Here is a 12,783-nt window from a genome sequence, read left to right as displayed (position 1 = left end):
AGGCTAGATATTCGCTAGCCTTTTTAATTTTATTCTGCTTGAATCGAAAGATCTTTTACTTCCGTTTCTGGTGTCATTTTTTTCACTGAATCAATTCCTTTTAAACAGGCTTGTTTAGTGGTATAGCCTTCGCCACCTGTCGCAATAATCATATGGTTAGCGGCTTTTAATCTCCAGCGAAATTCACCTCTTGCATCTTTATATACTTCAAAATACATCATTTTTCCTTATATTATGGTAATAAATAAATGGTTGTTTTTAACTTATCAATATAAGAAATTTTATATTGATAAAGAATAACTTTAGAGCACTATTTATTTAATAAGTTCTCAAGTGCGACTGCATAATCTTTTGATTTAATCCCAAAAATAGCTTGGATACTTGACCCTACTTTGACGGTATCAACAGCACCCAATGCTTTTAACATTTTATGATTTACTTTATCAAAATCTTTCAATGATACACGCAAACGAGTTACACAAGCGCCGACTTTCTCAATATTTTCTGCACCACCAAGGGCAATAAGAATCTCATTGACATCAATATCAACAGGCTCTAATTCAGATTTTTTTGCTTTCTTAAATAAACTAAACATTTCCTCTCCTATTATTTAGAAATAATATGGATTATTTTACGATATTTTGCACAATATTAGTCTATTTATTGTGAAAAATTTTATTGTATTTTCGTTTATTCGATGATTTTCTTTTTTAGTTAATATTATGCTAAAATAACTATCGCTTATTGAACGTTCATTGTAGGGACGAGCTTAGGTAAATCGTAAAATTTTTGTTTATTTAACCGCTTGCAAGCGGTTTTTTATTCAAACGTTTTACACATTATGAATGAAAAACAAACAAGTAACCTCTCGTATGGGTTACCACTGTAAAGGAACAATTATGCCAATTATTACACTTCCAGATGGCTCTCAACGCCAATTTGAAAATCCAGTTACTGTTTTAGATGTTGCACAAAGTATTGGTGCAGGGCTAGCAAAAGCAACTATTGCAGGGCGAGTGAACGGGATTCGCCGTGATGCATCAGATTTAATTACTGAAGATGCAAAGCTAGAAATTATTACTGCTAAAGATGAAGATGGATTAGAAATTATCCGCCACTCAACGGCACATTTACTTGGGCACGCAATTAAACAGCTTTTTCCTGATGCGAAAATGGCAATTGGGCCAACTATTGATAACGGCTTTTATTATGATGTTGATTTAGACCGTTCTTTGACACAAGAAGACTTAGATAATATTGAAAAACGGATGTTAGCATTGGCTAAAACAAATTATGATGTGGTGAAAAAAGTCGGTAGCTGGCAAACCGCCCATGATACTTTTGAAGATCGTAATGAGCCTTATAAACTTGCTATTTTAGATGAAAATATAGATAAATCGGACACGCCAGCATTATATCATCATGAAGAATATATTGATATGTGTCGTGGTCCTCATGTGCCAAATATGCGTTTTTGCCATCATTTCAAAATTATGAAAGTGGCGGGGGCATACTGGCGTGGCGATAGTAAAAACAAAATGTTGCAACGTATTTACGGCACAGCATGGGCAGATAAAAAACAACTTGCTGATTATTTACATCGTTTAGAAGAAGCAGCAAAACGAGATCACCGTAAAATTGGTAAGGCATTAGATCTTTTCCATATGCAAGAGGAAGCACCGGGTATGGTGTTCTGGCATAACGATGGTTGGACAATTTTCCGTGAGCTAGAAACTTTTGTACGGACTAAATTAAAGCAATACGATTATCAGGAAGTTAAAGGCCCATTTATGATGGACCGTATATTATGGGAAAAAACAGGTCACTGGCAAAACTATGGCGATTTGATGTTTACAACGTCATCAGAAAATCGTGAATATGCGATTAAACCAATGAACTGTCCAGGACATATTCAAATTTTTAATCAAGGTTTAAAATCCTACCGTGATTTGCCGTTGCGTATGGCAGAATTTGGCTCTTGCCATCGAAATGAACCGTCAGGTTCATTGCATGGCATTATGCGAGTCAGAGGTTTTACGCAAGATGATGCACATATTTTCTGTACGCCTGATCAAGTTGAGCCAGAAGTTACCGCTTGTATTAAAATGGTTTACGATATTTACAGTACCTTTGGTTTTGAAAATATCAAAGTTAAACTTTCAACTCGACCAGAAAATAGCATCGGTACAGATGAAATGTGGGCGAAAGCCGAAGCAGATTTGGCCGCAGCATTAGTTGCAAATGGACTAGAATTTGAAATTCAAGAAGGTGAGGGGGCATTTTATGGCCCGAAAATTGAATTCACTTTACATGATAGCTTAGATCGGGCTTGGCAATGTGGCACAATTCAATTAGATTTCTTCTTACCAGAACGTTTAAGTGCTTCGTATGTTGCAGAAGATAATGATCGCAAAACCCCTGTGATGATTCACCGTGCTATTTTAGGTTCATTAGAACGTTTTATCGGGATTATTACTGAAGAGTATGCAGGCTTTTTCCCAACCTGGCTTGCTCCTGTTCAGGCAGTTGTGATGAATATTACCGATAGCCAATCAGACTATGTAAAAGATGTGGTTAAAACGTTATCTGATGCAGGTATTCGAGCGAAAGCTGATCTTCGAAATGAAAAAATTGGCTTTAAAATTCGTGAACATACCTTACGCCGAGTGCCTTATATGATTGTTTGTGGCGATAAAGAGATCGAAGCTGGCAAAATTGCAGTTCGTACCCGTAAAGGGGCAGATCTTGGCACTTTCACTGTTGCTGAGTTTACGGAAATGCTTAAAAACCAGATTAAACAACGTGAGTTAAAATTATTTGGTGAAGAGTAATTTTTTAGCGCTATGATAATAGAAATTATCGTATAAATTTAAGGCTAAACGGATAGAATCTGTTTAGCCTTTTTTGTATCAATTCGGTTCTAAATTGGAGATAAAATGAATATTGTAATAGCCCCTGATTCATTTAAAGAGAGTTTGAATGCCTTAGAGGTTGCATTAGCCATTCAAGAAGGTTTTCAGCGAATTTTTCCACAGGCGACTTATCAACTTGTGCCAATGGCTGATGGCGGTGAAGGGACGGTTCAATCGCTGGTTGATGCAACTTCGGGGCATTTACAAAAAGAAGTCGTAATCGCACCGCTTGCTAATCAAGTTGAGGCTGTTTTTGGACTGTCTGGTGATAAGCAAACTGCTTTTATTGAAATGGCAGCAGCGTCTGGATTGCATTTAGTTCCTGTTGAACAACGTAATCCATTAAAAACGACAAGCTATGGTACAGGTGAATTAATTAAAAAAGCATTAGATTTAGGGGTGAAAAAAATTCTGCTTGGCATTGGCGGTAGTGCAACAAATGATGGTGGAGTAGGAATGTTACAAGCACTAGGCGCTCATTTTCTAACGAATAAAGGAGAGGATGTTAAGTTTGGTGGGGAGCACCTTTCATCAATATCTCAGATTGATTTAAGCCAATTAGATAGCCGTTTAGCACAGGTACAAATTGACGTTGCCTGTGATGTTACTCATCAATTATGTGGTGAAAAGGGGGCGTCGGCCGTGTTTGCTCCTCAAAAAGGAGCAACGCCTGAAATGGTTCAAATTCTAGATCGTGCTTTAGAGCATTTTGCAGAACAGGTAAAATTACAGTATAACTTAGATATTGCTCATCCTTCAGGAGCAGGGGCTGCAGGTGGGATGGGGGCAGGGTTGTTATTGCTTCCAAATGTAACGTTAAAATCTGGCGTAGAAATGGTTGTTCAAGCGACCAATTTAGCAGAGAAAATTAAAAATGCAGATTGGGTAATTACAGGGGAAGGCCGTATGGATTCGCAAACTATTGCAGGTAAAACACCTATTGGTGTTGCAAAAGTCGCTAAGCAATGGAGTAAGCCTGTAATTGCTATTGTTGGAAGTGTTAAAGCTGATTATTCTGTAGTATATGAATATGGGATTGATGCGGTATTTCCGATTATTCGTCAAGTAGAAAATCTTGATGCAACCTTAAAATCAGCAAAAGAGAATATAATATCAACAGCAGAGAATGTAGCAAGATTGTGTAAATTAGCGGCTGAAAAAGAAGGTTTAATCAGAAACGTTAAATAGTCTTGTCATTTTATATATTTTCTATTGCTTTATTCTGCTGTATCCATTAGAATTCGGGCGTTTTGCTCATTTATGAGTCAATGTAAGAAATCATACTTTCTTCTGCAAGCGGTATGATTATAAGAAAAATCTACAAGAGGAATAGAACTATTAAACCTGTAAAACGTGTTCAGACAAATCGAGCTCATCGTCTTAACGATGAAATTCGTGTAAAGGAAGTTCGCTTGACCGATCAAGATGGCGAGCAAGTTGGTATCGTATCAATTCAAGATGCACTAGCACGAGCTGAAGCAGCCGAGTTGGATTTGGTTGAAATTAGCCCTAATGCTGAACCTCCTGTTTGTCGCATTATGAACTATGGTAAGTTTATTTACGAGAAAGAGAAAGCCGCAAAAGAGCAGAAGAAAAAACAGAAAGTCGTACAAGTGAAGGAAATTAAATTCCGTCCAGGTACAGACGAAGGCGACTATCAGGTAAAACTACGCAGCCTGATTCGCTTTTTAGAAGAAGGGGATAAAGCTAAAATTACTGTCCGTTTCCGTGGACGTGAGATGGCTCACCAAGAAATTGGTATGGAAGTATTAGAGCGTGTTAAAAATGACTTAGCTGAAATTTCTGTGGTTGAATCAGCCCCAGGTAGATTAGAAGGTCGTCAAGCCGTAATGGTACTTGCCCCGAAAAAGAAGTAATTAGTGCAACTCAAGTAAAATAATATTGATATTGGGGTATTTACTCAAAAATTAATTATTTATTTTCGCCTAATTGCTATGTTGTAAACTTAAACAATGCGGAGTTTTTAAACAATGCCAAAAATTAAAACAGTACGTGGTGCTGCTAAACGTTTCAAAAAAACAGCGTCTGGCGGTTTCAAACGTAAACAATCTCACTTACGTCACATTTTGACTAAGAAAACAACTAAACGTAAACGTCATTTACGTCATAAATCAATGGTAGCGAAAGCAGACCAAGTATTAGTAATTGCTTGCTTACCATACGCATAAGCGTTTAAGTAAGCTAACGTACGATTAGTGAGTTTTTAGTTTTTAAATGAATGAACAGAATGTTCAAATTAGATAAGTAGGAGATTAAATAATGGCTCGTGTAAAACGTGGTGTTATTGCAAGAGCACGCCATAAGAAAGTTCTTAAGGCTGCTAAAGGTTATTATGGTGCACGTTCACGCGTGTATCGCGTTGCTTTCCAAGCAGTAGTTAAAGCTGCACAATATGCTTACCGTGACCGTCGTCAGCGTAAACGTCAATTCCGTCAATTATGGATTGCTCGTATCAATGCGGCAGCTCGTCAAAATGGTTTATCATACAGCAAGTTCATCAATGGTTTGAAAAAAGCATCTGTTGAAATTGACCGTAAGATCTTAGCTGATATTGCAGTATTTGATAAAGTTGCTTTCGCAGCATTAGTTGCTAAAGCAAAATCTGCTCTTTAATAATTAAAGAATAGAGAAAAAGCACCCATTGGGTGCTTTTTTATTGGCTAAATATTTACCTTTATATTAGAAATTTAGAGGATAAATTGTTTGGAATTTAAACTTATTAATATAGAATTAAAACTAAGTTGATTATTAGTAAGGTTAATATTTATGAAAAGATTATTATTAGTAGCATCTCTATTTCTTTCTGCTTGTAGTTCTCAAGAAAGTACTTATCCTTTGAAGCCAAAGCCTCAAGATCAAGAGACATTATCTAATTTGATAGATAAAGATCCTGTATCTGCTATGGAAAAGGCAACTAATATTAGGGCTAAATCAGAATTTCTTAATAAGGAATATCAAGAAATTGCAAAGCAAGCTAGAAATAAAATAAATGCGTTAAATTCTTCTCATAATTTACCGAAAGTTACTGTTAAGGAATATCATAATCAGTAAATTTTATATGTTTGGAATATAAATTTATGGTGAGCAATTATTTTTAGGGGACTAAAATGAAAAAATATTTATATATAGTCATGCCATTAATACTGACAGCTTGTGCTGAACAAGCACAACAGAGTACTGTTCCTATGGATATGAAAGCTGTTCAGGAATATAACCGAAAAGTTGCGACAGGGAATACAGTAAGCCCAACAGCAAAACAAGATGAGCAGGAGTTAAACCATAGTGATAGAACAACGAAAATTAAAGTTTATCGCTATTATCCTAGTGTTTATCCAAGCTTGTACTACTATGGCTTGGGCTATTATTAAAGTAGATCTGATAATAAGTAGTTATATTTTCTGATTCAGGGTTAAGTTTTTGACTAAAAAATACCATTATCATAGTTATTTTTTTATCAAAAAATGCTTTTTTTGTAAATTTTTTATAAGCAAACCTTTGCGTAAAAAACAACTACCGACAGAAAGTGAAAGAACGGTTAAAATAACTAGATAAGAATATTTATGATAAGGAATTATATGGATTTTACTGAAATTCTTGGCTATATCGCAATGATCCTAGTTGCGATCTCTTTTTTATTGAAAGATGTAATCAAATTACGCCTAGTAAATGCTTTAGGTGCATTTTGTTTTGTGATTTATGGCTCATTAATTGGCTCATTACCTGTTGCAGGTCTTAATATTTTTGTTACAGCAGTGAATATTTATTTTATTTTTAAAGGCTTAAAAGAAAAGCAATCATAAAAGTAAGTGGCTGTGGCTTAAGATCTAACTGATAAAGGGCAATTATTAATATTGTCCTTTTTTATTAGATAATAAAAAAATAAGTAAGAGAATAATTCTTGAGTAGAACGAATATGATAAAGAGAAGTAAATTATTGGGAGCATTATAAAATAAGTATTATTTTCGAAAGTTATAAAAATAATAAGCGGTTAGTTACTTACAGAAATTGCATAATATTCTGGGTAACTAACCGCTTGTTTCGTATTTAGTAATAGGCTGTTTTAGTAATCAATAAGAGATTGTTGATCAGCCCCTTCTTTTTCAGCTACGGGTTGAAGCATATGTTCACGTTTCAAACCGAGCTGTAATGCTACACCGATAGCGATATAAATTGAAGAGTAAGTACCAAAACCGATACCAATTAATAAAGCTAATGAGAAGCTGTGAAGTGTTGGACCACCAAGTAAGTAAAGTGCAAGCACTACAAATAGCGTGGTAATTGAGGTCATTAAGGTACGAGATAATGTTTGGCTTAATGAAATATCAATCACTTCAAAAGATTCTCGGCGACGGATTTTAGGAAAGTTTTCACGTACACGGTCAAATACCACGATACTATCGTTGAGAGAGTAACCAACTACCGATAAAATTGCAGCAACGAAAGTTAAGTCGATTTCAATTTGTAATAGAGAGAAAACGCCAATTGTTACAATCACATCGTGGAATAGGGCTAAAATTCCGCCTACACCTAAACGCCATTCAAATCTAAATCCAACATAAAGGAGTAGCATCACTAAAGTAGCAAGAGTTGCGTAAATTGCTCCTTGTGTAAGCTCTTCCCCAACATTAGGCCCAACGAATTCAATACTTTGAATAGTTGCCTTGGCATCAAGTTTTTGGTGGATTAAATCCATCACTTTGTTACCAAGTGTTGTGTCGCCTGCAGATGCAGGAAGACGGATCATTACATCTTTTTGTCCACCAAAAGTTTGTACTAAAGCACTGTGGTAGCCATGCTCATCTAGTACTGCTCGAACTTTATTTAAATCAGCTGGTTGAGAGAAATTGGTTTCAATTACTGTTCCACCAGTAAAATCTAAGCCCCAGTTAAAGCCTTTGGTGCTAATTGTAAAAAGACAGAATAGTGTTAATAAAATAGAGAAAAGAAAAGCAATTTTTCTGTATTTCATAAACGGTACTAAGCGATAGGGAAGCTTAATTTCAGTTTCTTTTTCTGTACGATTATTTTCAGATTGCTGAGTTGTCATCTGTTCCCCTTAAATCCAAAGTTTTTTCACACGTTTACCGCCATAAATCCAGTTTACAAGCATTCTAGTACCTGTAATTGCGGTAAACATTGAAATAATTACGCCAAGAGCAAGAGTGATGGCAAAGCCCTTGACTGGGCCAGTTCCTACTGCGTAGAGAATAACGGAGGTTAGTACAGTAGTTAGGTTTGAGTCGAAAATACTGGTAAATGCTCCGTTATAACCTGAATTGATGGCTTGCTGAATAGAAAGTCCATTACGGATTTCTTCTTTAATTCGCTCATAAATCAGTACATTGGCATCAACAGACATGCCTACAGCAAGCACAATCCCTGCAATACCAGGCATTGTGAGTGTTGCACCAATGAGTGACATTAGCCCAACAGTGAGAATAAGGTTAGTAAACAATGCTAATGCAGCAAAAATACCGAAGACTTTGTAGTAAACTAAACAGAAAAGAACAGTAAGTACGAGTCCAAGTATACCTGCATTCATACCTTGAGTAATATTATCTGCCCCGAGTGATGCACCGATTGTTCTTTCTTCGACAATCACAATAGGTGCAATTAATGCTCCTGAGCGGAGTAATACGGCTAGGTTTTGTGCTTCAGCAGGGCTGTTGATCCCTGTAATTTGGAATTGGCTACCTAAACGAGAGTTAATCGTTGCAATATTGATTACTTCTTCGTGTTTTTCGAGAATAACTTTACCGTGTTCATCTTTACGGCCGCTATCTTTATATTCACTATAAAGGGTTGCCATTGGTTTTCCTACGGCACTCTTAGTTGCTGCGGACATTAAATCGCCACCTGCACTATCAAGATTGATACTAACTTGTGGTAAACCTTTATCATCAACGCCTGAAGAGGCATTGATAATATGTTCACCGCTTAATACCGCTTTGCGATATAGTACTGTAGGTACATCTTGACGAGTTAGTTTTACTTCAGAATCAGCAGGAATAATGCCACGAGCCGCAGAGTCAGGATTTGCATTCGTATTGACTAAGCGAAATTCAAGTGTGGCAGTTGCCCCTAAAATTTCTTTTGCTCGAGCTGTATCTTGTACTCCTGGGAGTTCTACTACGATTCGATCTGCTCCTTGGCGCTGAATGGTTGGTTCAGATACACCTAGTTCTTCTACCCGTTTACGCAAAATAGATAAATTTTGTTCAATAGCAGAATCTCTAGCGTCAGCTAACCCTTTAGCAGATTGAGCAATAGAGATTGTTTCAGGATTGAGAAATGTTGCTTCTAAATCACTATGGGTACGGCGAAGAAAACGAGCAGCTTTTTCAGCAATTTGATTTGAGCTAAATTCAATTTCAGTTGCAAAATTGTCGGCCTTTTTCACCGCTTTATACTGAAATTTTTCTTTGCGCAATTCGTTACGAATAATATCTTGTAGCTGTTGTTGTTGCTTAACTAATGCAGTGTTCATATCCACTTCCATTAAGAAGCGAACACCACCACGTAAATCTAGTCCACGTTTCATTGGTTCTCCGCCAATAGCAGTTAGCCATTTTGGTGTGGCTGCTGCAAGGTTTAACGCTACGGAGAATTGATCGCCTAACACTTCAGAAATTTTTTCTTTAGCAGGCAGTTGTTGTTCATCTTTTGCTAAACGAACTAGAATTGAACCATTTGCTAAACTAACGGCTTTAGGCTCAATATTCATTGAGTGGAGTACAGATTGTACTTGCGAGAGGGTTTCTGTCGTAGCTTGTTGTCCACGAGTACCCGAAATTTGTACAGAAGGATCTTCACCATATAAATTTGGTAAGGCATATAAAATACCAATGGCAACCATAAAGATTACCATCAGATTCTTCCAAAGAGGGAAGCGATTTAACACAATAAGCCCCATTTAAGAAGGAAAGTTAGAATGAAAACAGCATTAAAGGGATTTTAATGAGCCTTTAGGTAATACTGCTACCACGAAATCACGTTTGATTGTTACTTCAGTTGTATCATTTAATGCAATAACGATACTATCGCTATTTTCAGTTGTTTTGGTAATTTTTCCAATTAAACCACCGCTTGTCAGCACCTCATCGCCTTTTGATAAGCTAGCAAGTAGCTCACGTTGTTGTTTTTGGCGTTTTGCTTGTGGGCGGTAAATCATAAAATAGAAAATTAATCCGAAAATAACCAAAATAAAGATCATTTCTATTCCGCTACCTTGTTGCATAATTAAGCTCCTTAAAAAGTTGTAAGATAAATTTTGAGAAAATTGGTGGCTAAAATAGCATAAAATTGTAAATTAAACGAGTAGAAATTCGCTGAAAAGAGACTGATCGGCTTTGTTATGATAGCGTTTCAGTATAGACTAGCTCAATATTGTTGCTAGCGTGGCAAAATTCAATTCATATAATGAACGAAAAGGAAAAAAGATGAAAAAAAATCTATTGCAAGCGGGGATTTTCAGCTTTCTTTTAGCAAATAGTGTTTTTGCACATAATATCCAGTTAAATGTGTCTTTACCGGCTGTTAATGTCACTAAAGACGGTGAATTGGTGGTAAAAGGAAAAGAGATTATTTATAAAAATTGGTCTTCTGGAGAATTAGTGGGAAAGGTACGAATTGTACAACATATTGCGGGTAGAACGAGTGTAAAAGAAAAAAATGAGGCTTTAATGACCGCTATCCGTCAAGCTAATTTTGATCGTACTAAATATCAAACAACAACGATTGTGAATGCCGATGATGCGATTGTTGCAACGGGGATTTTTGTTAAAAATAGTGTGGAATCAGGTAAATTAGATAATCCTCATAGTCTTGTTGTGTTAGATCAGAAAAGTCGTGTTAAAAATGCGTGGGGCTTAAAAGCCAAAGAGAGTTTTATAGCGGTATTAGATAAAAATGGCAAAGTTCAGTTTGTCTCAGAGGGAAAATTATCGCCAACGCAAGTTCAACAAGTTATTGATTTAACAAAACAATTAGTGGCTCAATAAGTTCTAACTAAATTAGCCTAAATACCTATGTAAAAGGTGAGAAACATTTCTCACCTTTTCTTTATTTTTTAGTAAAAAATTATGAGAATTTACCGCTTGTTATGAGCTTTCAAACCAGCTTTCTAGAATTAAGCAGGCCGAAATAGAGTCCACTTTGTCTTTTTTTAAGGCTTTAAACCCTCCACGAGCAAAAATATCTGCTCGTGCTTCTATGGTGGTAAGTCGTTCATCATGTAATTGTACGGGTAGTTTAAAACGTCCGTTTAAGCGGTTAGCAAATTTTTTTGCTCGTTCAGTTAAAGGCTGTTCTGTGCCATCCATATTGAGTGGTAGCCCAACAATGAGTAGATTAGGCTGCCACTCTTGTAAAATTTTGGCAATTGCGTCCCAATTTGGAATACCGTCTTGGGCTTTGAGAGCGGATAATGGTTGGGCTGTACTAGTAATGCTTTGACCTACCGCACAGCCGATACTTTTTGTACCAAAATCAAAAGCGATAACTATTTGGCTCATTAGGCTCGTCCTGCTTTAGCTAATACGCCATCAATACCGAGCAATTTATGTGCTTCACTCCAGCGATCTAAATAGTGTGTTTCAAACAAAATATGGATATTGCTTGGCGCAACAAGCCAATAATTGTAGGCGATTTCACTTTCTAATTGTTCAGGTTTCCAAGTACAACATCCTAAACAGACGGTAAAATGGCTTGGAGAATTTTTCCGACCAAAGCTTTCTAAAATATCGCCTGATGTGGTGAGCATAATATCATTTGCGGTAGGATAAGAGTGCTGAAGAGGCATGTTAATTGGGGTATGTAAAATAAATCCCCGATCTTGGCTTACAGGACCGCCACAAAGAACGAGTTGATCTTGGCTATAATTACGCTCATTTGCCATTAGAAAATCCATTTTTGCCAATAATTCCATCACAGAAAGATCGGTGGGGGAATTGATCATTAGCCCCATAGCCCCTTGTTCATTATGATCGCAGAGATAAATTACCGCACGGTCAAAATAATCATCATTCATATCTGGCGTTGCAATTAGCAGTTTACCTTGTAAATTTTCCATTCAGCTTAAATCTCCATATAGGGTTTGCAATGCAGTAATGGTAGCGAGTGAAGCCGTTTCGGTTCGCAGTACCCGTTTGCCTAATAATACTTCTGTAAAACCTTGTTGCTCGGTCATCATAATTTCTTCAGTGGAAAGCCCACCTTCGGGTCCTATTAAGAGACGAATACCTGCAGTTGGAACATTAGGCAATGATTTTAGCGTATATTTTGCTCGAGGATGTAAATTTAATTTCAGCATTTCATCGTGCTCTTTGCACCAATCGGTAAGTTTCATTATTGGGCGAATTTCAGGAATGCGATTACGTCCGCATTGTTCGCAAGCTGCGATTGCAATTTTTTGCCATTGCTGGATTTTCTTATCTTGGCGCTCTGTATCAAGTTTAACACCACAGCGTTCTGACCAAAGAGGCGTAATGATATTCACCCCCAGTTCAACGGATTTCTGAATAGTAAATTCCATTCGATCGCCTCGAGAAATTACTTGTCCTAAATGGATCGGTAGGGAAGATTCTCGATTATCTAACTCGTTATGGCTGATCACTACTTGGATCTGCTTTTTAGAGAGAGATTCAATCGTGGCGTAAAAAATATGGTTTGAGCCATCAAATAAGATCAATGGATCACCTTGTGTCATACGCAATACACGTCCAACGTGGTTGGTTGCCTCTTCACTAAGCAAACAGCGTTGTTGATTAACAAGGGGCTCTGGGTGGTAAATTCTTGGTATTCTCATTATATATTTGGTTAGAAAAAATCGGTTAAGTGTAATGAACAGGG

At 36.8% G+C, this 12,783-nt stretch carries 17 protein-coding genes; 9 read left to right on the top strand and 8 right to left on the bottom strand.

Features of this window, described 5'->3' with window-relative positions:
- Positions 1–29: 29 nt before the first annotated feature.
- Both A6B43_RS01540 and A6B43_RS01535 read right to left on the bottom strand, forming a co-directional pair.
- Positions 30–218 carry a YegP family protein gene (locus A6B43_RS01540; protein WP_124211031.1) on the bottom strand — a complete coding sequence of 63 codons (189 nt, stop codon included), beginning with the start codon at positions 216–218 and terminating at the stop codon, positions 30–32.
- Between the two features lie 92 nt (positions 219–310).
- A complete protein-coding gene (locus A6B43_RS01535; protein WP_124210836.1) occupies positions 311–595 on the bottom strand; it encodes a PTS sugar transporter subunit IIB in 285 nt (94 codons plus the stop codon).
- Positions 596–899: 304 nt separating this feature from the next.
- On the opposite strand from A6B43_RS01535, the gene thrS reads away from it, so the two are divergent.
- From thrS to A6B43_RS01495, 8 genes are all read left to right on the top strand, one after another.
- Positions 900–2,831 (top strand): threonine--tRNA ligase, encoded by a 1,932-nt coding sequence (gene thrS / locus A6B43_RS01530; protein WP_124210835.1) that lies wholly within the window; start codon positions 900–902, stop codon positions 2,829–2,831.
- Positions 2,832–2,936: 105 nt separating this feature from the next.
- Positions 2,937–4,100, top strand: coding sequence for a glycerate kinase (locus tag A6B43_RS01525; RefSeq protein ID WP_124210834.1), 1,164 nt, complete (start codon positions 2,937–2,939; stop codon positions 4,098–4,100).
- 113 nt (positions 4,101–4,213) lie between these two features.
- A complete protein-coding gene (gene infC, locus A6B43_RS01520) occupies positions 4,214–4,789 on the top strand; it encodes a translation initiation factor IF-3 (protein ID WP_418902970.1) in 576 nt (191 codons plus the stop codon).
- Positions 4,790–4,903: 114 nt separating this feature from the next.
- Positions 4,904–5,101, top strand: coding sequence for a 50S ribosomal protein L35 (gene rpmI, locus A6B43_RS01515; RefSeq protein WP_124210833.1), 198 nt, complete (start codon positions 4,904–4,906; stop codon positions 5,099–5,101).
- A gap of 91 nt (positions 5,102–5,192) precedes the next feature.
- The gene (rplT, locus tag A6B43_RS01510; RefSeq protein ID WP_005714486.1) at positions 5,193–5,546 is read left to right on the top strand and encodes a 50S ribosomal protein L20; all 354 of its coding nucleotides are present in this window, start codon (positions 5,193–5,195) and stop codon (positions 5,544–5,546) included.
- A 153-nt stretch (positions 5,547–5,699) separates the two neighbouring features.
- Positions 5,700–5,984 (top strand): hypothetical protein, encoded by a 285-nt coding sequence (locus A6B43_RS01505; protein ID WP_124210832.1) that lies wholly within the window; start codon positions 5,700–5,702, stop codon positions 5,982–5,984.
- A gap of 56 nt (positions 5,985–6,040) precedes the next feature.
- Positions 6,041–6,301, top strand: coding sequence for a hypothetical protein (locus A6B43_RS01500; protein WP_124210831.1), 261 nt, complete (start codon positions 6,041–6,043; stop codon positions 6,299–6,301).
- Positions 6,302–6,508: 207 nt separating this feature from the next.
- Positions 6,509–6,733: a YgjV family protein gene (locus tag A6B43_RS01495; protein WP_124210830.1), complete on the top strand. Its 225-nt coding sequence runs from the start codon at positions 6,509–6,511 to the stop codon at positions 6,731–6,733.
- 261 nt (positions 6,734–6,994) lie between these two features.
- Here the strand turns inward: A6B43_RS01495 and secF are convergent, their stop codons facing one another.
- Genes secF through yajC form a run of 3 tightly spaced genes read right to left on the bottom strand, consistent with a single transcriptional unit; the run spans position 6,995 to position 10,171 of the window.
- Positions 6,995–7,981 (bottom strand): protein translocase subunit SecF, encoded by a 987-nt coding sequence (gene secF / locus A6B43_RS01490; RefSeq protein WP_124210829.1) that lies wholly within the window; start codon positions 7,979–7,981, stop codon positions 6,995–6,997.
- A gap of 9 nt (positions 7,982–7,990) precedes the next feature.
- The gene (secD, locus tag A6B43_RS01485; RefSeq protein ID WP_257792856.1) at positions 7,991–9,835 is read right to left on the bottom strand and encodes a protein translocase subunit SecD; all 1,845 of its coding nucleotides are present in this window, start codon (positions 9,833–9,835) and stop codon (positions 7,991–7,993) included.
- 42 nt (positions 9,836–9,877) lie between these two features.
- Positions 9,878–10,171: a preprotein translocase subunit YajC gene (yajC, locus tag A6B43_RS01480; protein ID WP_124210827.1), complete on the bottom strand. Its 294-nt coding sequence runs from the start codon at positions 10,169–10,171 to the stop codon at positions 9,878–9,880.
- A gap of 202 nt (positions 10,172–10,373) precedes the next feature.
- On the opposite strand from yajC, the gene A6B43_RS01475 reads away from it, so the two are divergent.
- Positions 10,374–10,934: a YtfJ family protein gene (locus tag A6B43_RS01475; RefSeq protein ID WP_124210826.1), complete on the top strand. Its 561-nt coding sequence runs from the start codon at positions 10,374–10,376 to the stop codon at positions 10,932–10,934.
- Between the two features lie 99 nt (positions 10,935–11,033).
- On the opposite strand, the gene ruvX is transcribed toward A6B43_RS01475, so the two are convergent.
- From ruvX to rsmE, 3 genes are read right to left on the bottom strand one after another with little or no spacing between them, the layout of a single operon-like run.
- Entirely contained in the window at positions 11,034–11,447 is a 414-nt protein-coding gene (gene ruvX / locus A6B43_RS01470; RefSeq protein WP_124210825.1) for a Holliday junction resolvase RuvX, read from the bottom strand.
- A complete protein-coding gene (locus A6B43_RS01465) occupies positions 11,447–12,004 on the bottom strand; it encodes a YqgE/AlgH family protein (protein ID WP_124210824.1) in 558 nt (185 codons plus the stop codon). Before A6B43_RS01465 ends, ruvX begins: the two co-directional genes overlap by 1 nt.
- Positions 12,005–12,739, bottom strand: coding sequence for a 16S rRNA (uracil(1498)-N(3))-methyltransferase (rsmE, locus tag A6B43_RS01460; RefSeq protein ID WP_124210823.1), 735 nt, complete (start codon positions 12,737–12,739; stop codon positions 12,005–12,007).
- Positions 12,740–12,783: the final 44 nt, after the last annotated feature.

This window comes from Vespertiliibacter pulmonis, assembly GCF_013377275.1.
GTDB lineage: Bacteria > Pseudomonadota > Gammaproteobacteria > Enterobacterales > Pasteurellaceae > Vespertiliibacter > Vespertiliibacter pulmonis.
The sequence above is the reverse complement of the archived record's forward strand: the minus strand, read 5'-3'. Positions and strand labels throughout refer to the sequence as shown.